Source organism: Paracoccus zeaxanthinifaciens ATCC 21588 (assembly GCF_000420145.1).
In the GTDB taxonomy this organism is placed as follows: domain Bacteria; phylum Pseudomonadota; class Alphaproteobacteria; order Rhodobacterales; family Rhodobacteraceae; genus Paracoccus; species Paracoccus zeaxanthinifaciens.
Window position 1 is genome coordinate 40,894 of record NZ_ATUJ01000009.1, and the last position, 20,481, is coordinate 61,374.

Annotated in this window: 21 protein-coding genes; 10 read left to right on the top strand and 11 right to left on the bottom strand. The window is 67.1% G+C overall.

All coding sequences use genetic code 11. The features are described from left to right. Positions 1–95: 95 nt before the first annotated feature. Together F804_RS0109940 and F804_RS0109945 are read right to left on the bottom strand one after the other, a co-directional pair. On the bottom strand, positions 96–572 hold the full coding sequence (locus F804_RS0109940; protein ID WP_022707600.1) for a disulfide bond formation protein B: 477 nt from the start codon (positions 570–572) through the stop codon (positions 96–98). Further along, a complete protein-coding gene (locus F804_RS0109945) occupies positions 569–1,147 on the bottom strand; it encodes a YqaA family protein (RefSeq protein ID WP_022707601.1) in 579 nt (192 codons plus the stop codon). The genes F804_RS0109940 and F804_RS0109945 overlap by 4 nt, the downstream gene beginning before the upstream one ends. Positions 1,148–1,266: 119 nt before the next feature. Between F804_RS0109945 and ypfJ the strand changes: the two genes are divergently transcribed. Continuing rightward, entirely contained in the window at positions 1,267–2,097 is an 831-nt protein-coding gene (gene ypfJ / locus F804_RS0109950) for a KPN_02809 family neutral zinc metallopeptidase (RefSeq protein ID WP_022707602.1), read from the top strand. Positions 2,098–2,232: 135 nt separating this feature from the next. Here ypfJ and F804_RS0109960 read toward each other — a convergent pair whose 3' ends face one another. Then, the gene (locus F804_RS0109960; RefSeq protein WP_342662160.1) at positions 2,233–2,406 is read right to left on the bottom strand and encodes a hypothetical protein; all 174 of its coding nucleotides are present in this window, start codon (positions 2,404–2,406) and stop codon (positions 2,233–2,235) included. 79 nt (positions 2,407–2,485) lie between these two features. Here F804_RS0109960 and F804_RS0109970 point away from each other — a divergent pair, with 79 nt between their 5' ends. Further along, positions 2,486–2,947 carry a type II toxin-antitoxin system RatA family toxin gene (locus tag F804_RS0109970; protein WP_022707605.1) on the top strand — a complete coding sequence of 154 codons (462 nt, stop codon included), beginning with the start codon at positions 2,486–2,488 and terminating at the stop codon, positions 2,945–2,947. Positions 2,948–2,983: 36 nt separating this feature from the next. Here the strand turns inward: F804_RS0109970 and metK are convergent, their stop codons facing one another. The 7 genes from metK to F804_RS0110005 all read right to left on the bottom strand — a co-directional run bounded on the left by metK (position 2,984) and on the right by F804_RS0110005 (position 10,000). Continuing rightward, positions 2,984–4,162: a methionine adenosyltransferase gene (gene metK, locus F804_RS0109975; protein WP_022707606.1), complete on the bottom strand. Its 1,179-nt coding sequence runs from the start codon at positions 4,160–4,162 to the stop codon at positions 2,984–2,986. 5 nt (positions 4,163–4,167) lie between these two features. Continuing rightward, the gene (gene ahcY / locus F804_RS0109980) at positions 4,168–5,553 is read right to left on the bottom strand and encodes an adenosylhomocysteinase (RefSeq protein WP_028725846.1); all 1,386 of its coding nucleotides are present in this window, start codon (positions 5,551–5,553) and stop codon (positions 4,168–4,170) included. 87 nt (positions 5,554–5,640) lie between these two features. Beyond that, positions 5,641–6,279, bottom strand: coding sequence for a TetR/AcrR family transcriptional regulator (locus F804_RS16965; protein WP_022707608.1), 639 nt, complete (start codon positions 6,277–6,279; stop codon positions 5,641–5,643). A gap of 256 nt (positions 6,280–6,535) precedes the next feature. Next, the gene (gene typA / locus F804_RS0109990) at positions 6,536–8,356 is read right to left on the bottom strand and encodes a translational GTPase TypA (protein WP_022707609.1); all 1,821 of its coding nucleotides are present in this window, start codon (positions 8,354–8,356) and stop codon (positions 6,536–6,538) included. 162 nt (positions 8,357–8,518) lie between these two features. After that, entirely contained in the window at positions 8,519–8,689 is a 171-nt protein-coding gene (locus F804_RS17375) for a hypothetical protein (RefSeq protein ID WP_022707610.1), read from the bottom strand. A gap of 10 nt (positions 8,690–8,699) precedes the next feature. Beyond that, positions 8,700–9,455, bottom strand: coding sequence for a hydroxypyruvate isomerase family protein (locus F804_RS0110000; protein ID WP_022707611.1), 756 nt, complete (start codon positions 9,453–9,455; stop codon positions 8,700–8,702). Then, positions 9,455–10,000 (bottom strand): DUF1285 domain-containing protein, encoded by a 546-nt coding sequence (locus tag F804_RS0110005; protein WP_022707612.1) that lies wholly within the window; start codon positions 9,998–10,000, stop codon positions 9,455–9,457. Before F804_RS0110005 ends, F804_RS0110000 begins: the two co-directional genes overlap by 1 nt. A 63-nt stretch (positions 10,001–10,063) precedes the next feature. Here F804_RS0110005 and F804_RS0110010 point away from each other — a divergent pair, with 63 nt between their 5' ends. The 8 genes from F804_RS0110010 (at position 10,064) to lpxB (ending at position 20,078) form a co-directional block, all read left to right on the top strand. Beyond that, on the top strand, positions 10,064–11,071 hold the full coding sequence (locus F804_RS0110010) for an AAA family ATPase (RefSeq protein ID WP_022707613.1): 1,008 nt from the start codon (positions 10,064–10,066) through the stop codon (positions 11,069–11,071). Continuing rightward, the gene (locus tag F804_RS16205; RefSeq protein ID WP_022707614.1) at positions 11,068–11,940 is read left to right on the top strand and encodes a DUF58 domain-containing protein; all 873 of its coding nucleotides are present in this window, start codon (positions 11,068–11,070) and stop codon (positions 11,938–11,940) included. The genes F804_RS0110010 and F804_RS16205 overlap by 4 nt, the downstream gene beginning before the upstream one ends. Beyond that, positions 11,940–14,648 (top strand): DUF4159 domain-containing protein, encoded by a 2,709-nt coding sequence (locus tag F804_RS0110020; RefSeq protein ID WP_022707615.1) that lies wholly within the window; start codon positions 11,940–11,942, stop codon positions 14,646–14,648. The genes F804_RS16205 and F804_RS0110020 overlap by 1 nt, the downstream gene beginning before the upstream one ends. Next, on the top strand, positions 14,645–16,723 hold the full coding sequence (locus F804_RS0110025) for a membrane protein (protein ID WP_022707616.1): 2,079 nt from the start codon (positions 14,645–14,647) through the stop codon (positions 16,721–16,723). The genes F804_RS0110020 and F804_RS0110025 overlap by 4 nt, the downstream gene beginning before the upstream one ends. Before the next feature lie 58 nt (positions 16,724–16,781). Beyond that, complete coding sequence (fabZ, locus tag F804_RS0110030; protein ID WP_022707617.1) at positions 16,782–17,261, top strand: 3-hydroxyacyl-ACP dehydratase FabZ; 480 nt, start codon at positions 16,782–16,784, stop codon at positions 17,259–17,261. Further along, on the top strand, positions 17,254–18,042 hold the full coding sequence (gene lpxA / locus F804_RS0110035) for an acyl-ACP--UDP-N-acetylglucosamine O-acyltransferase (protein WP_022707618.1): 789 nt from the start codon (positions 17,254–17,256) through the stop codon (positions 18,040–18,042). Before fabZ ends, lpxA begins: the two co-directional genes overlap by 8 nt. After that, positions 18,039–18,860, top strand: a complete 822-nt coding sequence (locus F804_RS0110040) for an LpxI family protein (protein WP_022707619.1) — start codon at positions 18,039–18,041, stop codon at positions 18,858–18,860. Before lpxA ends, F804_RS0110040 begins: the two co-directional genes overlap by 4 nt. Before the next feature lie 63 nt (positions 18,861–18,923). Further along, entirely contained in the window at positions 18,924–20,078 is a 1,155-nt protein-coding gene (lpxB, locus tag F804_RS0110045; protein ID WP_022707620.1) for a lipid-A-disaccharide synthase, read from the top strand. Here lpxB and F804_RS0110050 read toward each other — a convergent pair. Further along, positions 20,062–20,409: a RidA family protein gene (locus tag F804_RS0110050; protein ID WP_022707621.1), complete on the bottom strand. Its 348-nt coding sequence runs from the start codon at positions 20,407–20,409 to the stop codon at positions 20,062–20,064. The genes lpxB and F804_RS0110050 overlap by 17 nt on opposite strands. Between the last annotated feature and the right edge of the window lie 72 nt (positions 20,410–20,481).

Sequence of the window (20,481 nt, forward strand, 5' to 3'; positions counted from 1 at the left end):
GGTGTCGGCCACGGGTCTTCCTCAAGATCTAGTCGAAGTTCCGTATAGCCGAGCACGACGCGCGGGGCAATCGCGCGTGCGGAATCAGGGGCTTCTCAGCGCCCCCGACCGCCGCGCATCGCAGCCGTTGCCCAGATCGCGGCCAGCCCTGCCGACAGGATCGCGTTCCATCCGGCCATCGAGATGCCGAGGAAGCTCCAGGAAACCTCGTCGCAGCGGGTGACGGGGGCGGATTGCAGCCGCTCCATCAGGTCGCTGGTGGACATGCGGGCGAAATCGCCCACGCTGCCCGAGCAGTGCTGCGGCCCGTCCCAGAGCTGCATCTCGACGCCGACATGAAAGATGGCGAACCCCATCGCGGCACCGGCAGCGATCATGCCCAGCACGGCCAGCGCGCGCACGCGGCCCGTCAGCCACACGAGGACCGCGACCGCCACCGCCGCGACATGCGGCCAGCGCTGCAGGATGCACAATTCGCACGGGGCATAGCCGGCGGCCTGGAAACCAAGCGCCGCGATCAGCAGAAGCGCCGATCCGGCGCCCGCAAGGATGGAGAGTCGATATCCGGTCACATGAACCTCAGAGCTGCGAAGCCGCCGATCAGGCAGAGCATGAAGATGGTGAAGACAAGGCCCAGCCGCCGCTCGATGAAGTCGCGGATCGGCGGGCCGAAGCGATAGAGAAGCCCCGCCACGATGAAGAAGCGCCCCGCGCGCCCCAGGATCGAGGTCAGGATGAACAGCGGCAACGAGAAGCCGACCGCCCCCGAGAAGATCGTGATGACCTTGAACGGGAAGGGCGTCAGCGCCGCGAACAGGACCGCCCAGCCGCCATGCGCCGCGAACTGCGCCGCCAGCGTGTCATAGGCATGCTGCTTGCCATAGAGGTTCAGCACCCACTGGCCGATGCTGTCCATCAGCAGCGCCCCGATCCAGTAGCCCAGCAGCGCCCCCAGGACCGAGCCCAGGGTCGCGATCCCGGCGATGATCCATGCGCGTGCGCGCTTGGCCAGCACCATCGGGATCATCAGCACGTCCGGCGGGATCGGAAAGACCGAGCTTTCGATGAAGCTGACCGAGAACAGCGCCGTATCGGCGTGCCTGTGGGCGGCAAGACCCATCGTCCAGTCGTAAAGCCTGCGCAGCATGAACAATCCCTCGTAACTTTTGGTCCTGCATCCGGTCTGGGCCTTCGAAGGTCAAGCATCTTGCGCCCATGTCGCAAGGCTGTGATGGTGCGTTGATCGGATTTATGCAGGGCGCAGCGATGAAGTGGCGTGGCAGACGCGGCAGCGGCAATATCGAGGATCGGCGCGGCTCGCGCGGGGCGCGGGCGGGCAGCCTGGGTCTTGGCGGCATGCTGGTCGTCCTTGCGGTCGGGTATTTCTTCGGGATCGACGTCAGCCCGATCGTGGGCGGCGGCGGCGGTGGTGCGCCCCTGGACCGGCAGGATCAGGAATGGGGCGAGTTCGTCTCGGTCGTGCTGGCCGATACCGAGGAGATCTGGGCCTCCACGCTGCCCGAACAGGCCGGGATGGCCTATGCCGATCCGACGCTGGTGCTGTTCAGCGGCGTCGTGCAGTCGGCATGCGGCGGGGCGTCATCGGCGATGGGTCCGTTCTATTGCCCCGGCGATCGCAAGATCTATCTCGATACCGATTTCTTCGACCTGATGCGCGAGCGGATGAACGCGGGCGGCGATTTCGCCGCTGCCTATGTCGTCGCCCACGAGGTCGGGCACCATGTCCAGAACCTGACGGGCGTGCTGTCCGCCGTGAACCGCGCCCGCTCCGAGGGGTCCGAGACACGCGCCAACCAGATCTCGGTCCGTGCGGAACTGCAGGCCGACTGCTATGCCGGGCTGTGGGCGCGCCGGGCGCAGGACCGCTTCGGCACGCTGGAGCAGGGCGATATCCAGGAGGCATTGGGCGCGGCCCATGCGGTGGGCGACGACGTGATCCAGTCCAGTGCCGGAACCACACCGATGCCCGACAGTTTTACCCACGGAACGGCCGAGCAGCGCCAGACATGGTTCCTTCAGGGCTTCCGCTCGGGCGATATGAGACAATGTGACACATTCTCGGTCAGGACGCCGTAACCAAGTCTGACAGAGGAACAGGAGAGCGACATGACGACGATCCTCGGCCTTCTCGGCCTGCTGACCGCCTTCGGCATCACCGCCCATCTGGGGCTGCCGCGCCGCGAACCCGTCCGCGTGAAGGCCCGTCGCTGATCAGCGCGGGATGCGGGGGCGCTTCGTGTCCATCGTGGCCCATTCGGGCCACCATCCCAGCTTTTCCAGAAGCAGCAGTGCCACCCCGGCTGCGATGATGCCGAAGACCAGCTTGACCATTCTTGCGCTTGGCGGCCTGCGAACCCACTTCGCCGCGCGCAGAAGCCAGATCATGTTGTTCATCGCGGCCCCTGCCTGCTAAGTGCTTCCGGAAACGAACCAGAGCCTGCCTCGAAACTCAAGAGCCTCGCCCGTGCCGCATACCGAAGACAGCCGCAACCTTCCCTATACCGCCCAGCAGATGTTCGATCTGGTGGCCGATATCGAAAGCTATCCGCAGTTCCTGCCCTGGAACAGCGCGGCGCGCATCCGGTCGCGTCACGAACGCCCCGACGGCGCGACCGAGATCGCGGCCGATCTGGTCATCAGCTTCAAGGTGTTCCGCGAACGCTTCGGCAGCCGCGTCGTCCTGTGGCCACGCAATCAGGACGGCATGCTGAAGATCGACACCGAGTATCTGGACGGCCCGTTCAAGTACATGCGCAGCGGCTGGACCTTCGTGGACCGCCCGGACGGGGGCTGCCATGTCGAGTTCTTCGTCGATTTCGAGTTCAAGAACATGATCCTGCAGCGGCTGATCGGCGTGGTCTTCACCGAGGCCATGTCGCGCATCGTCCGCGCGTTCGAGGATCGCGCCAAGAAGCTGTACGGCTGAACAGAAAAGGCCGCCCCGAGGGGCGGCCTTTCGGTATCAGGTGGTCGCGGCCTTCAGTGCCTCGGCCTTGTCGGTGCGTTCCCAGCTGAACGCGGTCCCGCCGTTCAGCGCATAGGGATCGCGCCCGAAATGGCCATAGCTGGCGGTCGGGCGATAGATCGGATGCAGCAGGTCCAGTTCGCGGATGATCGCGAAGGGGCGCAGGTCGAACACCTCACGCACGGCCGCGACGATCTTGTCGACCGGGACGGTCTCAGTGCCGAAGCAGTTGAGGCTGATCGAGGTCGGTTCCGCCACGCCGATGGCATAGCTGACCTGGATCTCGCAGCGGCTGGCAAGGCCCGCAGCCACGATGTTCTTGGCAACCCAACGACCGGCATAGGCGGCGCTGCGATCGACCTTGGACGGATCCTTGCCCGAGAACGCTCCGCCGCCGTGACGGGCCATGCCGCCATAGCTGTCGACGATGATCTTGCGCCCGGTCAGGCCGCAATCGCCGACCGGACCGCCGATGACGAACTTGCCGGTGGGGTTGATGAAGTACTTCGTATCCGCCGACAGCCATTCCGAGGGCAGGACCGGCTTGATGATCTCCTCGATCACCGCCTCGCGCAGGTCGTTCAGGCCGATATCGGGATTGTGCTGCGTGGACAGCACGACCGCGTCGATCCCCTCGGGGCGGCCATCCGCGCCATAGCGCAGCGTGACCTGCGATTTCGCATCCGGGCGCAGCCAGGACAGCGTGCCGTCGCGGCGCATCTTGGACTGGCGTTCCACTAGGCGGTGCGCATAGGTGATCGGCGCCGGCATCAGCACGTCGGTCTCATCCGAGGCATAGCCGAACATCAGGCCCTGATCGCCCGCGCCCTGTTCCTCGAGGCTTTCGCGGTCCACGCCGATATTGATCTCGGGGGACTGCTTGCCGATGATGTTGATGACCGAGCAGGTGGCGCCGTCGAAGCCGACATCGCTGCTGGTATAGCCGATATCGTTGATGACGCCGCGCACGATCGATTCCAGATCGACCCATGCGCTGGTCGTGATCTCGCCCGAGATGATCGCCACCCCGGTCTTGACCATGGTCTCGCAGGCGACGCGGGCGCGCGCATCCTCGGCCAGGATGGCGTCGAGGATGGCGTCGCTGATCTGGTCTGCGATCTTGTCGGGATGGCCCTCGGTCACGGATTCCGAGGTGAAGAGCGAATATTCGGTCATATGTATCAGTACCGGTAATGATCTGATTTGAACGGGCCTTCGGGCGTAACGCCGATATAGTCGGCCTGTTCCTTCGAAAGCTTCGACAGCTTCGCGCCGACCTTTTCCAGGTGCAGCATCGCGACCTTCTCGTCCAGATGCTTGGGCAGGATGTAGACGCCGGGCTTGTAGTCGTCGCCCTTGGTCCACAGCTCGATCTGCGCCAGAACCTGGTTGGTGAAGCTTGCCGACATCACGAAGGACGGGTGCCCCGTCGCGTTCCCGAGGTTCAGCAGGCGGCCCTGGCTCAGCAGGATGATGCGATTGCCCGAGGGCATCTCGATCATGTCCACCTGGTCCTTGACGTTGGTCCATTTGTGGTTGCGTAGGCTGGCGACCTGGATCTCGTTGTCGAAATGGCCGATATTGCCGACGATCGCCATGTCCTTCATCTCGCGCATATGCTCGATGCGGATGACGTCGCGGTTGCCGGTGGTGGTGACGAAGATGTCGGCGGTGCCCGCGACCTCTTCCAGGGTCACGACCTCGAACCCGTCCATCGCGGCCTGCAGGGCGCAGATCGGATCGACCTCGGTCACCTTCACGCGGGCGCCGGCGCCCTGAAGGCTGGCGGCGCTGCCCTTGCCGACATCGCCATAGCCGCAGACGACGGCGACCTTGCCGGCCATCATCACGTCGGTCGCGCGGCGGATGCCGTCGACCAGCGATTCCTTGCAGCCGTACTTGTTGTCGAATTTCGACTTGGTGACGCTGTCGTTGACGTTGATCGCGGGGAAGGGCAGCTGGCCGTTCTTCTGCAGATCGTACAGGCGGTGCACGCCGGTCGTCGTTTCCTCGGACACGCCCAGGATCTGGTCGCGGGTCTTGGTGAACCAGCCGGGCGACTGCGCCATGCGCTTGAGGATCTGCGCCTTGACGACTTCCTCTTCCTCGGATTCCGGGACGGGGATGATGTCCTCGCCCGCCTCGGCGCGTGCGCCCAGCAGCACGTACAGCGTGGCGTCGCCGCCATCGTCGAGGATCAGGTTCGGGCCGTCCTCGAACTGGAACGAGCGATCCAGATAGTCCCAATGCTCGGCCAGGGACTGGCCCTTGATCGCAAAGACCGGCACGCCCGAGGCCGCGATGGCCGCCGCCGCATGGTCCTGCGTCGAATAGATGTTGCACGAGGCCCAACGCACATCCGCGCCCAGATCGACCAGCGTCTCGATCAGAACGGCGGTCTGGATGGTCATGTGCAGGCTGCCCACGATGCGGGCGCCCTTCAGCGGTTTCTCGTTGCCGTATTCGGCACGCAGCGCCATCAGGCCCGGCATCTCGGTTTCCGCGATGTCCAGTTCCTTGCGGCCGTAATCGGCCAGCGCGATATCCTTGATGATGTAATCGGTCACGGCTTCGCCTTCATCAGTTTCGCCCTCGTCCAACGTGTTTGGTCAAGGGGATACCTCAAGCGTAGCGTGTCCGAAAGGGCCTAATCCCTAGACTGACTGCGGCACGCTGCTTCTGGCCATGCGGCGGACGAAGTCGCGCGTCAGGGCCTTGGCGATGTCCAGCGGATCATGCCCCGGTGCCCATTCCTGCATCCGCCCGTCCACGATCATCCGCGCCATGCCATAGGCGAAGCAGCGCGAGGACAGGACCATCATGTCGATATCTTCCTTGGGATGCAGCTGTCCGTTGTCGCGCGCGCGCTTCAGCAGGCGCTTCATCAACTCGGCCAGCGCATCCAGATAGCGGCGCAGGCGCGGCTCCTTCAGGACCGCCATCAGCCTTTCGTCGGACATCAGGCGGAATTGCGCGCGATGGGCGTCGGCCCATGCCAGGTAGGCGTCGCCGATCGCGGTGAACTGCGCGACCGGATCATTGGGATCGACTCGCACCGTCGATTTCGTGCATGCGTCGATCAACAGGATCAGCGCCTGTTCGACCGCCGCGATCAGCAGCCCGTTATCCGACCCGAAAAGGTTGCGCAGACGAGCCTCGTCGCAATCCAGCGTCTCGGCCACGTCGGAGATGCCCGGCGTGATCGACTGCATGTTGTCGAGCAGATCGAGGGCAGCCTCGATCGCGCGTTCATGCAGCCCCAGGGGGGACTTGGAGGAATTCAGGACGTCCATCGCATCAAGACCTTGTTGACGGGGTCATATTTTCGACTGGTCGAACAGGGAACGCGTAAAAACAGTAGGCTTCGATATGTGTGCAAACCTTGGGAAAGTTCAACCGACGGTTGCGCAATTATCAATAATTAATTCTCGGAACAGCGGGTCCCGAATAATAAAGTATAACGAATGCGTGAGAATGTGCGATCTGTCCAAATGGACAGATCAGGAATTGCGGCCCGATAATGATCGGGCCGCAATTTTTATCGCGTGATCAGGCGTCGCTGCGTGCCTGGCGCTTGCGCTCGTGCGGGTCCAGGAACCGCTTGCGCAGGCGGATGTTCTTGGGGGTCACCTCGACCAGTTCGTCGTCATTGATATAGGCGATGGCCTCTTCCAGCGACATGCGGACCGGCGGCGTCAGGCGGACGGCCTCGTCGGTGCCCGAGGCGCGGACGTTGGTCAGCTTCTTGCCCTTCAGCGGGTTCACTTCTAGGTCGTTGTCGCGCGAGTGCTCGCCGATGATCATACCCTGATACACCTGCTCCTGCGAGCCGATGAACATCTTGCCGCGATCTTCCAGGTTCCACAGCGCATAGGCGACGGACACGCCGTCCTCCATGCTGATCAGGACGCCCTGGCGACGGCCTTGGATCGCGCCCTTAAAGGGGGTCCAGCCGTGGAAGATGCGGTTCAGCACGCCGTTGCCGCGCGTGTCGGTCATGAATTCGCCGTGATAGCCGATCAGGCCGCGCGAGGGCACATGGGCAACGATGCGGGTCTTGCCGACGCCTGCGGGGCGCATGTCGACCATCTCGCCCTTGCGGTCGCCGGTCAGCTTCTCGATCACGACACCGGTATAGTCGTCATCGACGTCGATGATGACCTCCTCGACCGGTTCGATACGCTCACCGTTCTCTTCGCCGAAGATCACGCGCGGACGGCTGATCGACAGCTCGAAGCCCTCGCGGCGCATGTTCTCGATCAGGACGCCCATCTGCAGTTCGCCGCGACCCGAGACGACGAAGGCCTCGCCGCCGGGCGTGTCCTCGATCTTGATGGCGACGTTCGATTCGGCCTCTTTCATCAGACGCTCGCGGATGACGCGCGACTGGACCTTGCTGCCGTCGCGACCGGCCAGCGGGCTGTCGTTGATGCCGAAGGTGACGCTGATGGTGGGCGGATCGATCGGCTGCGAGGGGATCGCGGCCTCGACCTCGGGGGCGCAGATGGTGTCGGCGACGGTCGCCTTGGCCATGCCGGCCAGCGTGACGATGTCACCGGCGACGGCTTCGTCGATGGGCTGCTGGGTCAGGCCGCGGAAGGCCAGGACCTTGCTGATGCGGAACTGTTCGATCCGCTGGCCGTCGCGCGACAGCGCCTTGACGGTGTCGCCGGCCTTGGCGCGGCCGGCCTCGACACGACCGGTCAGCAGGCGGCCGAGGAAGTTGTCGGCGCCAAGCGTGGTCGCCAGCATCTGGAACGGCTCGTCGGCCTTCTCGACCTGCTTCGGCGGTTCGACATGCTTCAGGATCAGGTCGAACAGGGCCGACATGTCCTGGCGCGGACCTTCCAGGCTGTCATCGCACCACCCGCCGATGCCCGAGGCATAGAGATGGGGGAAGTCCAGCTGCTCGTCGCTGGCGCCGAGGTTGGCGAACAGGTCGAACACGTCGTTCAGCGCCTCTTCGGGTTCGGCGGCGGGCTTGTCGACCTTGTTCAGCACCACGATGGGACGCAGGCCAAGCGCCAGCGCCTTCGAGGTCACGAATTTCGTCTGGGGCATCGGGCCTTCGGCGGCATCGACCAGCAGGCAGACGCCATCGACCATCGACAGGATGCGCTCGACCTCGCCGCCGAAATCGGCGTGGCCCGGCGTGTCGACGATGTTGATGCGCGTGCCTTTCCATTCGACCGAGGTCGCCTTGGCGAGAATGGTGATCCCACGCTCGCGCTCGATGTCGTTGCTGTCCATGGCGCGTTCTGCCACGGCCTGGTTCTCGCGGAACGCCCCGGATTGCTTCAACAGCTGGTCGACCAGGGTGGTCTTGCCGTGGTCGACGTGGGCGATGATTGCGATGTTGCGGATATCCATAAGGGGCCTTCCTTGCGCTTCGCGGCTGGCCCTAGCCGATAAGAGGCCCCATTACCAGTACGCAAATGAAATGCCGCCACGTGTTGCGGAAAACGTCACAAATGCGAACGGGCGCCACCGGGGCGCCCGTATTCTGTGCAGTGCCGTCTGAAGGGTCGTCGTTCAGCGAAGGCCCAGGAAGGACAGGATGAACAGGACGATCACGACGAGGCCGACGATATAGATGATGGAATTCATAAGCTTGGCTCCTGCTGGTTCTTCGGGGTCGCCGCCCTCTGCGGCATTCTGACATCTGCTGGCGAAACGACGCAGGATCGCGCGGGGTTCCCGCATCCGGTGCAGATCAGCCCCCGTTCAGCCACCCAAGACCCGCTTCGGTGTTGCGTTCCGGCACGTATTCCGCGCTGACCCACCCCTTGTAGCCGTGCTCGTCCAGCGCCTCGAAGAAGGCGGGGTGGTCGAAATCGCCGCCCACCGGTTCGTGGCGGTCGCCCGAACGCCCGATCTGCACATGACGGACATAGGGCGCGAGCCTACGCCACGCGGCCAACCCGTCGCCCGTGATCCGCTGCGCGTGATAGCTGTCGAACTGCAGGCCCAGATTGGGCGCTCCGATCCGGTCCAGAACCTCGATCGCGGTGTCGAAATCGTGCAGGAAATAGCCGGGGTTGTCCTGCAGGTTCATCGGCTCGATCGTCAGGCTGGCATGGGGCGCACGCTCGGCCGCCCAGGACAGGTTCGCGACGAAGGTCTCCATCGCGTCGTCGCCCTCGGCCTTGCCGGCCATGATGTGGATGTGCCGCGCCTGCAGCGCCCGCGCGACGCGCAGGCTGCGTTCGAAGTCGCGGCGGAAACGTTCTTCGAGGCCGGGGATCGCCGCGAAGCCGCGCGGTCCTCCGGCCCAGTTCGGGGGCGGCGCGTTCAGCAGCACGAAATCCAGCCCCGCGGCCTTGCAGGCGCGTGCCAGTTCTGGCGCGGCGGTGTCATAGGGGAATAGCACCTCGGCACCCTTGAAGCCCGCCTCGGCCGCGGCGGCAAAGCGGGCGGGCAGGGGCATCTCGGTGAAGAGCATCGTCAGGTTCGCGGCGAAACGCGGCATCACGTCTCCAACGGGAAGAACGCGCCGCCCGAATGCAGGCCCAGCCTGCCATCCGGCCCCGGCTGCGCCGCCGCGGCAAGGCGGTAGAACGTCTTGCGGTCGATCAGCGCCTCGAGGCCGCGGCGCACATGCACATAGGGGCGAGGTTCGTGATCGGTGCCGCGCAGGATGATCGGGTTTTCGGCATCCGTGACGACGCTGTCGCCGATATTGGTCGTGAACTCGATCCGGTCGGGCGCGATCTCGGCATCGACGGCGATGAAGGGCGCGTCCTGGACGGTGATGCCGACCTTCTCGACCGGGGTGACCAGGAAGAAGCGGTCATCCTCTTTTTTCAGGATCGAGGCGAACAGCCGGACCAGCGCGGGGCGGCCGATGGGCGTGCCCTCGTGCCACCATGTCCCGTCGGCGCGGATCTGCATGTCCATCTCGCCGCAATAGGGCGGGTTCCACAGATGCACCGGCGGCAGCCCGCCCTTCGACGCCTTGCTGGCAGCCGCGGCAAGGCCCTCGGCACTCACGCTTTTGTCACCGTTATCGGGCATTCGATCTGGTCGCCCCCCTTCTGGTTCCCTATGCTCTTCCTAAAGCAGCGGAAGGACCTTGTCATGATGTCGGACGATATTCTGGTGCAGGAAGTCAAGTCTTTGACCGATAAAATGGTTTCGGCCCGCACCAGCGTCGAGCGTCGCTTCGTCGGCCAGCACGACGTGGTCGAGCAGGTGCTGGCCGCGATCCTGTCCGGGGGGCATGCACTGCTGGTCGGGCAGCCCGGCCTGGGCAAGACGATGCTGGTCGACACGCTGGCGACGGTGATGGGGCTGGACAGCCAGCGCATCCAGTTCACGCCGGACCTGATGCCCGCCGACATCCTGGGGTCCGAGGTGCTGGACACGATGCCCGACGGCAGCCGCGCCTTCCGCTTCATTGAGGGGCCGGTCTTCACCCAGCTTCTGATGGCCGACGAGATCAACCGCGCCAGCCCCCGTACGCAATCCGCGCTGCTTCAGGCGATGCAGGAACGCGAGGTGACGGTCAGCGGCCAGCACCGCGCGCTCGGGCGGCCGTTCCACGTGCTGGCCACCCAGAACCCGATCGAGCAGGAGGGCACCTATCCCTTGCCCGAGGCCCAGCTGGACCGGTTCCTGCTGCAGGTCGATGTCGGATACCCGGATCGCGACACGGAACGAGAGATCCTGCTGGCCACCACCGGCGTCGAGCAAGGCGCGGCCCATGCGGCCTTCACCCCCGACGAGCTGATCGCGGCGCAGCGCCTGATCCGCCAGATGCCCGTGGGCGAAACCGTGGTCGAGGCGATCCTGGACCTGGTGCGGCTGTGCCGTCCCGAGGCCCCCGAGGCCGCGGGCTTCGTGCGCGATGCGCTGCTGTGGGGTCCGGGGCCGCGCGCCGCGCAGGCGCTGATGCTGGTGACGCGGGCGCGCGCGGTGCTGAACGGGCGCTTTGCCCCGACGGTCGACGACGTGGCCGCAATGGCGGCGCCGGTCCTGCGGCATCGCATGGCGCTCAGCTTTGCGGCGCGGGCGCGGGGCGACAGCGTGGACGGCATCATCGCGCAGCTGGTCGATGACCGCTTCGGGGGCCGTCACGCGGCATGAGGCAACCGACCGTCCAGGATGCACCGCAGCTGCGGGCCGAGGCCGAGGCCGCCTCGGGCCATCTGCCCGCGCTGATCCTTGCGGCTGAAAGGCTGGCCGCGATGGTCGCGCCCGGTGCCCATGGCCTGCGCCGCGCCGGTCCGGGCGAGGATTTCTGGCAATATCGCCCCGCCTCTTCGGGCGACGGGCTGCGCGCCATCGACTGGCGCCGCTCGGCCCGCTCGGACGCGGAATTCGTGCGCGACCGCGAGGCCCAGACGGCCCAGAGCGCGGCGATCTGGATCTCGGGCGGGCAGGGGATGCACTATGCCGGCGACGGGCGCGACAGCAAGCTGCAGCGCGCGCGGCTGATCGCGCTGGCGCTGTCGATGCTGCTTCTGCGCGGAGGAGAGAAGGTCGCCCTGCTGGGGCAACCCGCGCGGGCCGGGCGGCTTCAGGCCGACCGCATGGCCGAGGCGCTTCTGGCCGATACCCAAAGCGATGCGGCGCAGGCATCGGCGCTGCGCCCGCAGGGGCGGGTCATCCTCATCTCGGACTTCCTGACCGATCCGGACTGGCTGCCTGAGTTTCTGGACCATGCAGCGGGGATGGGGGTGCGCGGGATCGCCCTGCAGATCCTCGACCCCGACGAGGCGCATTTCCCCTTCGACGGCGCGGTCGATTTCCGTGACATGGCCGGCGGGCAGCGTCACCTGTCGCGCGATGCGGGGTCCCTGCGCGAGGCGTATCTTGCGCGCCTGAACGAGCGCCGCGAATGGCTGGCCGACCAGACGGCCCGCCGCGGTTGGCAGAGCGGTTGCCACGTCACCGACGAAGATCCGGCCACGCGGCTTGCCGCATTGTGGTCCGCGCTTGGCGGAGGGCGCTGATGCTGCTTCTGGGGCCGCTCGGCTTTGCCGCGCCATGGGTTCTGACCGCGCTGATCGGGCTGCCCGTGCTGTGGGTGATCCTGCGCGCGACGCCGCCCGCCCCGCGCCGCGTCGTCTTTCCGGGCGTGGCGCTGCTGCAGGGCCTGCGCGACCGCTCGCCCGTCGCGCGGCGCACGCCGTGGTGGCTGCTGCTGATGCGCCTTGCCGCGATCGCGGCGCTGATCCTGGCCTTTGCCGCGCCCATCTGGCGCCCTGCCGCGACCGTTCGCGGCGATGCGCCGCTGCTGGTCGTCATGGATGCGGGCTGGCAGGCGGCACCCGACTGGTCGGGGCGGCAGGCGCGGGCCGAACGCGCATTGGCGGATGCCGCGGCCGAGGGTCGGCCCGCAGCCCTTCTGATGGCCGATGGCCGGGACGAACCCCTGACCCTGCAACCAGCCGACAGCCTTCTTTCGGCACTGCGCGCTGCGCGTCCCGCCTCGTGGCCGACCGCGCTGCCGGGTGATCCCGCGCCCATCCTGTCCGGCCTGGACCGCGTCCAGACGCTGTGGATCACCGATGGCGCGGATCACGCGACCCGCGCCGATTGGCTGCGTGCCCTTGCGGATCGCGGTCCGGTGACGGTCGTGCCGCCCGCGGGGCTGCCGCCCAGCCTGACGCTCGGGGCGGATGGCGGTCCCTCGCTGCTCTTGCACAATTCGGATGCCGAAGTTCTGGCCATCGGCCCCGATCCGCAGGGCCTGCAACGCGAGCTGGCACGCCTGACGCCGGGCGATGCCTTGCCCGACGGTGCCCGCAGCGTCCCCATCGACCTGCAGCCCGAACTGCGCAACCGCATCACGCGCTATGTCATCGACGGCCAGTCCCATGCCGGTGCCATCGTGCTGACCGACGACCGCCTGCGCCGGCGCAAGGTCGCGCTGGTCGGCCAGCCCGATGCCCAGGCCGAGGCGCAGGAACTGCTGTCCCAGATGCACTATATCCGCGAGGCTCTGGCCCCCGACGCCGATCTGGTCGAGGGCGCCTTGGGCGACGTGCTGGACGCCGCACCCGATGTGGTCATCCTGGCCGATCAGGTCCAGCTGGCCGAGATAGGAGAGCTTGCCGAATGGGTCGATGCGGGCGGGCTGCTGATCCGTTTCGCGGGGCCGCGCATGGCCGCCTTCGACGGTCTTGCGCAGGAGCCGCTGCTGCCGGTGACGATGCGGCAGGGCGGTCGCGACATCGGCGGCGCCCTCAGCTGGGGAGAGCCGCGCGCCATCGCGGCCTTTCCGCCCGACGGTCCCTTCGCGGGCCTGACGCCGCCATCCGAGGTGACGGTCCGTGCGCAGCTGATGGCCCAGCCCGCCCCCGACCTGGCCGAGCATGTGCTCGCGCAGCTGGACGATGCGACGCCGCTGGTGACGCGCAGCCGGCTGGGGCAGGGGCAGGTCGTGCTGTTCCACGTCACCGCCAATCCCGATTGGTCGAACCTGCCGCTCTCGGGTCTCTTTCCGCAGATGCTGGGGCGGCTGGTCGATACGGCACGTGCGCAACCCTCGCAGCTCGATACCACCGCCGAGAGGCCCAGCTTCTGGTCCGCAGCCTCGGTCATCGACGGGTTCGGCGTGGCTGACGACCCCGAGGGCATCGCGCCCGTCGCGGATCGCGCGATGTCCGAGGGACCGGCCTTCGGGCGCCCTGCGGGCATCTATGCCGCCGGAGAGCGCAGGCAGGCGCTGAACGCCGGTCGCGCGCTGGTGGCCGCCCAATGGCCTGGCGCGACGGTCGAGGCGGCGGATCGGGGGCAGGGCCGTCCGCTGGCCGCGTTCCTGATCGCCCTCTCCGCGCTGCTGATGGCGCTGGATGCGGCAGGCTCGGCCTGGATCTCGCGGGGTGGCAAGGTCGCCGCACTGGTGCTGGCGGCATTCCTGACCGCGCCGGATGCCCATGCGCAGGACCTCAACCCCGAGATCGTCCGCGCCGCGCAGGAGGTTGCACTCGCCTATGTTCAGACCGGCGATGACGGGATCGACACGGCCTCTCTCCAAGGGCTGCGCGGCCTGACGGCGGCCCTGCGGCAGCGTAGCTCGGTCGAGCCCGGAGAGCCTGTCGCGGTGGATCTGGACCGCGACGACCTTGCGCCGCTGGTCTTCCTCTATTGGCCGGTCACGGCGGATCAGCCCGCACCGTCGCCGCAGGCGTATCTGCGGCTGAACGCGTTCCTGCGTTCGGGCGGGATGATCCTCTTCGATACGCGCGACGGCGATCTGTCGGGTGTCGGCGGCCCCGACATGTCGGACGCGCTGCAGCGGCTGGCCGCACCGCTGGACATTCCGCCCCTGGCGCAGATCCCCGATGACCACGTGCTGACGCGCACATTCTATCTTCTGGACGAATTCCCGGGCCGCTGGCAGGGCGGCACCCTGTGGGTCGAGGCCGCGCCCACCGTGCAGGATGCGGGGGATGCGCCCTTCCGCAGGCTGAACGACGGGGTGACGCCCGTGGTGATCGGCGGCAATTCCTGGGCCGAAGCCTGGGCTATCGACGATGACGGCTATCCGGTGTTCCCCATCGGTCAGGGCTGGCAGGGCGAGGAACAGCGCGAGACCGCCCTGCGCTTCGGGATCAACCTGATGATGTATGTCCTGACCGGAAATTATAAGTCCGATCAGGTGCATGTGCCCGCATTGCTTGAAAGATTGCGGGCCGAGGAGGTGGGTCGATGACCGAACTGCGCTTCGATCCGGCACTGCCTTGGTGGATTATCGCCGCGCTGGCGGGGCTGGCGGCCGTCGTGGCCGGCTTCGCGCTGTGGCGCGGGCTGCGCGGCTGGGCGTGGCGCGGGCTTGCGGGCCTTGCCGCCGCGCTGGCCATCGCCGGACCGGCCATCGAGGTCGGCACGCGGGCGGGACTATCCGATATCGTGATCCTGATCGAGGACCGCTCGGCCAGCCAGCGCCTGCCGAGGCGGCGGCAGCAGACGGATGACGCGGCCGAGGCCGTCGCTGCGGGCATCGCGGCCCTTCCGGGGACCGAGCTGCGCCGCGTCACGCTTGGCGACGATCCGGACGGCACGATGCTGGGCCAGTCCATCGCCCGCGCCGTCGCCGCCGAACCCGAGTCGCGGCTGGCCGGTGTCATCGCGATCACGGATGGCCGCCTGCACGATCCGTCGATGCTGCCCTCGGACCTGCCCGCGCCCGCGCATGTGCTGCTGACCGGACAGCCCGACGACTGGGACCGCCGCCTGGTGATCGAGGAATCCCCCGGCTTCGGACTGATCGACGAAGAGGTCCGCATCAGCCTGCGGATCGAGGATCAGGGCCGCGTCCCGGTCGACATGCAGCAGGGCAGCGTGCCCCTGCGAATCTCGGTCGACGGAGAGACCGAGCAGGTCTTTGCCGTGCCGCTGGACAGCAGCCTGCAACTGCCCGTCACGCTGCGCCACGCGGGCCAGAACGTGATCCGCCTTGCCATCGACGCCGTCGATGGCGAACTGACCGACCGCAACAACGCGGCGGCCATCAGCATCAACGGGGTGCGCGACCGCCTTCGCGTGCTGCTGGTCTCCGGTGAACCGCATGCCGGTGAAAGAACCTGGCGCAACCTGTTGAAATCGGACGCTTCCGTCGATCTGATCCATTTCACGATCCTGCGCCCGCCCGACAAGTTCGACGGGGCCGCGGTGACCGAGCTTTCGCTGATCGCCTTCCCGACACGAGAGCTGTTCCTCGAACGGATCGACGATTTCGACCTGATCATCTTCGACCGATACCGCGTCCGGGGGATCCTGCCGCAGCAGTATTTCGACAACATCGCCCGCTATGTCGAGGATGGCGGCGCGATCCTCGTGGCGGCGGGCCCCGAGATGGCCTCGGTCGAGAGCCTGAACCTCTCGCCCCTCGGGCGGATCCTTCCGGCCGAGCCGACGGGCCGGATCATCGACACGCCCTTCCAGCCGCGCCTGACAGACGAAGGCTTGCGCCATCCGGTGACCGCCGATCTGCCGCAGGGCGGGGCCGATCCCGACTGGGGCCGCTGGCTGCGCATGGCCGAAATGACACCCGATCCCGACGCTCAGGTCGTCATGACCGGAACCGAGGATCGCCCCCTTCTGGTCATGGACCGCGTGGGCGAGGGGCGCGTCGCGATGCTGGGGTCCGACCAGGTCTGGCTGTGGGGGCGCGGCTTCGACGGCGGCGGGCCGCAGCAGGAATTGCTGCGCCGGATCGCGCATTGGTCGATGAAGGAACCCGAGCTGGAGGAAGAGACCCTTCTGGCCGAAATCGACGGCCTCGACATGCGGATCATCCGTCGCAGCCTGTCCGAGGGTGTCGGCCCCGTCACGCTGACGCTGCCCGACGGATCGGAGCAGCAGCTGACGCTGACACCCGACGGGCCGGGCCGCTTCGTCGCGGATTGGCGGGCGGATGAACCCGGCCTCTATCTGCTGCAAGAGGGCGATCTGCGCCGCGTCGTGGCGCTTGGTCCCGCCGCGCCGAAGGAATTCGAGGAAACGGTCGCCGACGCGCCCCTGATGGCCCCGCTGATCGAGGCGTCCGGCGGCAGCGTCACGCGCCTGTCGGACGGCATCCCTGACCTGCGGCAGGTGCGACCCGGTCGCAATGCCTCGGGGCAGTCGCTTGGGGGGCCGTGGATCGGGATCACCCCGCGCGATGCCGCAACCGTGACCGGCCTCGAACGGCGTCCGCTTCTGCCGGGCTGGGCGTGGCTTCTGCTGATTTCCGGCCTGATCCTGACGGGTTGGCTGGCCGAAGGACGACGCGGGCGAATGGCGTAAAGCTTGCCATCCGCCCCCCCGATTGGTAACCGGATCGAAACCGCCCGAAGGAATGCAAATGGCTGACGACACGCCCAATCCCGCCCCGACGACCCATGCGGACCTGTCGCTGATCAAGCGGATCATTCCGCACCGCTATCCTTTCCTGTTCATCGACAAGGTCCGCGACATCGTCGCCCATGAAAGCGGCGTGGGCATCAAGATGGTCACCAACAACGAGCCGCACTTCCAGGGCCACTTCCCGGACGAGCCGATCATGCCGGGCGTCACCATCATCGAGGCGATGGCCCAGACCTCGGCGGTGATCGTCGGCGTCAGCATGAACATCATCGACAAGCCGCTGGCGACCTATTTCATGGGCATCGACAAGTGCAAGTTCCGCCGCATGGTGGTTCCGGGCGACGTGCTGGAACTGCATTGCCGCGCGCTGCGCGGTGGCGGCAAGATCTGGAAGTTCGAGGGCAAGGCGATGGTCGACGGCCAGCTCTGCGCCTCGGCGGAATTCACGGCCATGATGGCGTTGAAGGCCGATGGCTGATCTGATCCATCCAAGCGCGGTGGTCGATCCGGCCGCCCGCATCGGGCAGGGGGTCGAGATCGGCCCGTTCTGCGTGGTCGGCCCCGAGGTCAGCCTGGCAGACGGCGTCGTGCTGAAATCGCATGTCGTCGTCACCGGCAACACCTCGATCGACGAGGAGACCATCGTCTTTCCCTTCGCCTCGATCGGGGAGGTGCCGCAGGACCTCAAGTTCAAGGGCGAGCGCACGCGGCTGGAGATCGGCAAGCGCAACCGCATCCGCGAGCATGTGACCATGAACCCCGGCACCGAAGGCGGTGGCGGCGTCACCGTGATCGGCGATGACGGGCTGTTCATGGCGGGCAGCCATGTCGCCCATGACTGCCATATCGGCGACCGCGTGATCCTTGTGAACCACGCATCGGTCGCGGGGCATTGCGTGCTGGGCGACGACGTGATCGTCGGCGGGCTGTCGGGTGTCCACCAATGGGTGCGCATCGGTCGGGGCGCGATGATCGGGGCGGTGACGATGGTGACCGCCGACGTGATCCCCTTCGGCCTGGTGCAGGGGCCGCGCGGCCACCTGGACGGCTTGAACCTGGTCGGGCTCAAGCGCCGCGGCGCGACGCGGGCGGATATCTCGGCATTGCGGGACATGCTGTCCACGCTGTCGCAGGGTTCGTTCCGCGAAACCGCGCGTGCCCGTGCTGATCAGGACATGGGCGCGATGGAGCGTGAGGTCCTCGACTTCATCCTCGGCCCCTCGGATCGCAGCTTCCTGACACCGGCACGCCCCGCATGAGCAGGACGGCCATCATCGCGGGCCGGGGGGCGCTTCCGGCGATCCTTGCCCGCGCGATCGACGATCCGCAGGTCTATGCACTGGAGGGGTTCGAGCCCGATGGCATCCAGGCGACGCCGTTCCGGCTGGAACGGCTGGTCCCCTTCCTGGATCACCTGCATCAGGAACGGATCGAGCGCGTGGTCTTTGCAGGCGCGATCCAGCGTCCGCGCCTCGATCCCGAAAGCTTCGATCAGCGCACGGCGATGCTGGTGCCGCGCATCCTGACGGCGATGCAATCTGGCGATGATGCAGCCTTGCGCGCGGTCCTTGACATCTTCGAGGAAAATGATCTAAGCATCTCTTCTGCAAGTGATATTGCGCCCGATCTGACGCCTGCCGAGGGTGTGATCGTGGGCGAGGTCGGCACCTTCGACCGCCGCGACGCGTCGCTTGCCGCCCGGATCGTCGAGACCCTCGGGCCGCTGGATGTAGGCCAGGGCGCGGTCGTCGCGCAGGGCCTTTGCCTTGCGATCGAGAGCCTTCCGGGAACGCGGGCGATGCTGGAATTCGCAGGGCAGCACGCGCATCTGCGCCCCCGCGCCGACGGAGCAAGGGGCGTGCTGTGGAAGGCACCCAAGCCCGGGCAGGACCTGCGCATCGACATGCCGACCATCGGTCCCGACACCGTGGACCAGGCGGCGGATGCCGGTCTTGGCGGGATCGCGTGGCAGGCGGGCAAGGTGATCCTTCTGGATCGCGACGAATCCGTGCGCCGTGCCGAAGCCGCAGGCATCTTCCTGTGGTCGGCCGGTCCCTTTGACGGCCATCAGGGCTGAGGGGCTGGCCCGGGTCCGCCGGGCTGGTCCATTCATGAAGGCGAAGGCAGCAGGGCGGACGAGATGCGTTACTTTCTGATCGCGGGCGAGGCCTCGGGCGACCAGCTGGGCGAGGCGCTGATGGAGGGGCTGGCACAGCTGGACCCGGACGCGCAGTTCATCGGCATCGGCGGGCAGGGCATGACCGCCCGCGGCATCGACAGCATCTTCCCCATGGACGAGCTGAGCCTGATGGGCATCTGGGAGGTCCTGCCGAAATACCGTCACCTCCGGCGGCGGATCTCGGAGACGGCGCAGGCCGTTCTGGACAGCGGCGCGGATGTGCTGATCACCATCGACAGCCCCGATTTCTGTCTGCGCGTGGCGCGGCTGGTCAAGGAGGCGCGTCCGGACATGCGCGTCGTCCATTACGTCGCGCCCTCGGTCTGGGCATGGCGCGCGGGCCGCGCGGCCAAGATGGCCAAGGTCGTGGACCACGTTCTGGCCATCCTGCCGTTCGAACCCCCGCTGATGCAGGCTGCCGGCATGACCTGCGATTTCGTGGGCCATCCGGTCGCCACCTGGAATGTCGCTGGCCCCGACGATGCGCAGCTGTTCCGCAGCCGCCACGGGATCGCACCCGACGCGCCGGTGGTGCTGTGCCTGCCAGGCTCTCGCAGGTCCGAGGTCACGCGCCTGGGCGCCCGCTTTGACGAGGCGCTGATGCGCCTCCGCGACCGTGTCCCCGAGATCCGCGTGGTGCTGCCGACCGTGCCCGGTGTCGCCGGCATGGTGCGCGACATGACCCGCCGCTGGCCGACCGCCCCCATCGTCATCGAGGAGCGGCAGGAGAAGCGCGCGGCCTTCGCGGCGGCCGACCTGGCGCTTGCGGCGTCGGGAACGGTCAGCCTGGAGCTGGCCGCGCACCGGGTGCCGATGGTGATCGGCTATGACATGGCGCCGCTGTCGCGCCTGATCGTGGGGATGCTGCTGCGCACGGATACGGTGACCCTGGTGAACCTAGTCAGCGAAACCCGCGTGGTGCCGGAATTCCTTGGGGGGCGGTGTCAGCCCGGACCTCTGGCCGAGGCGCTTCAGGCCGCGCTCGAGGATCCGAAGGCCCGCAATGCCCAGCTGGACGCGATGGATCTGACCATGGACCGTTTGGGCAAGGGGGGTGAGGCGCCGGGCCTTCGCGCGGCGCACTCGGTCATTCAGGCGATCACAGGACCGCGGTGACGATGATCTCGACCTTGTAGTCGGGGGTCGCCAGCGCCGATTCGCCGGTCGCGCGCGCGGGTGCGTGACCCTGCGGGACCCACGCGTCCCAGACGGCGTTCATTTCCGCGAAATCGGACATGTCGGCCACCCAGATCTGGGCCGAGACGATCTTGGTCTTGTCGGTGCCTGCATTCGCCAGCAGCTCGTCGATCTGCGACAGGATCGCCTTGGTCTGATCGGTCACCGAGGTGCCGGGTTCGCCGACCTGGCCCGCAAGAAAGACGAAGCCGTTGGCCACGACCGCCTGGCTCATGCGCTGGCCGGTCTCGAAACGCTGGATGTCGGTCATCCTGTTCTCCTGATAGTAGGCCGGGCACGTCCCGGCGGGCGGACGCTAGCCGTGGCGGGGGATCGCCGCAAG

What these genes read in the sequence shown, in the direction of transcription:
- F804_RS0109945 (WP_022707601.1), bottom strand. Translation starts at nt 1,147, where the DNA reads ATGCTGCGCAGGCTTTACGACTGGACGATGGGTCTTGCCGCCCACAGG.
- ypfJ (WP_022707602.1), top strand. Translation starts at nt 1,267, where the DNA reads ATGAAGTGGCGTGGCAGACGCGGCAGCGGCAATATCGAGGATCGGCGC.
- F804_RS0109960 (WP_342662160.1), bottom strand. Translation starts at nt 2,406, where the DNA reads ATGATCTGGCTTCTGCGCGCGGCGAAGTGGGTTCGCAGGCCGCCAAGC.
- metK (WP_022707606.1), bottom strand. Translation starts at nt 4,162, where the DNA reads ATGACCGAATATTCGCTCTTCACCTCGGAATCCGTGACCGAGGGCCAT.
- F804_RS16965 (WP_022707608.1), bottom strand. Translation starts at nt 6,279, where the DNA reads ATGGACGTCCTGAATTCCTCCAAGTCCCCCCTGGGGCTGCATGAACGC.
- typA (WP_022707609.1), bottom strand. Translation starts at nt 8,356, where the DNA reads ATGGATATCCGCAACATCGCAATCATCGCCCACGTCGACCACGGCAAG.
- F804_RS17375 (WP_022707610.1), bottom strand. Translation starts at nt 8,689, where the DNA reads ATGCGGGAACCCCGCGCGATCCTGCGTCGTTTCGCCAGCAGATGTCAG.
- F804_RS0110000 (WP_022707611.1), bottom strand. Translation starts at nt 9,455, where the DNA reads ATGCCGCGTTTCGCCGCGAACCTGACGATGCTCTTCACCGAGATGCCC.
- F804_RS0110005 (WP_022707612.1), bottom strand. Translation starts at nt 10,000, where the DNA reads ATGCCCGATAACGGTGACAAAAGCGTGAGTGCCGAGGGCCTTGCCGCG.
- F804_RS0110010 (WP_022707613.1), top strand. Translation starts at nt 10,064, where the DNA reads ATGATGTCGGACGATATTCTGGTGCAGGAAGTCAAGTCTTTGACCGAT.
- F804_RS16205 (WP_022707614.1), top strand. Translation starts at nt 11,068, where the DNA reads ATGAGGCAACCGACCGTCCAGGATGCACCGCAGCTGCGGGCCGAGGCC.
- F804_RS0110020 (WP_022707615.1), top strand. Translation starts at nt 11,940, where the DNA reads ATGCTGCTTCTGGGGCCGCTCGGCTTTGCCGCGCCATGGGTTCTGACC.
- F804_RS0110025 (WP_022707616.1), top strand. Translation starts at nt 14,645, where the DNA reads ATGACCGAACTGCGCTTCGATCCGGCACTGCCTTGGTGGATTATCGCC.
- fabZ (WP_022707617.1), top strand. Translation starts at nt 16,782, where the DNA reads ATGGCTGACGACACGCCCAATCCCGCCCCGACGACCCATGCGGACCTG.
- lpxA (WP_022707618.1), top strand. Translation starts at nt 17,254, where the DNA reads ATGGCTGATCTGATCCATCCAAGCGCGGTGGTCGATCCGGCCGCCCGC.
- F804_RS0110040 (WP_022707619.1), top strand. Translation starts at nt 18,039, where the DNA reads ATGAGCAGGACGGCCATCATCGCGGGCCGGGGGGCGCTTCCGGCGATC.
- lpxB (WP_022707620.1), top strand. Translation starts at nt 18,924, where the DNA reads ATGCGTTACTTTCTGATCGCGGGCGAGGCCTCGGGCGACCAGCTGGGC.
- F804_RS0110050 (WP_022707621.1), bottom strand. Translation starts at nt 20,409, where the DNA reads ATGACCGACATCCAGCGTTTCGAGACCGGCCAGCGCATGAGCCAGGCG.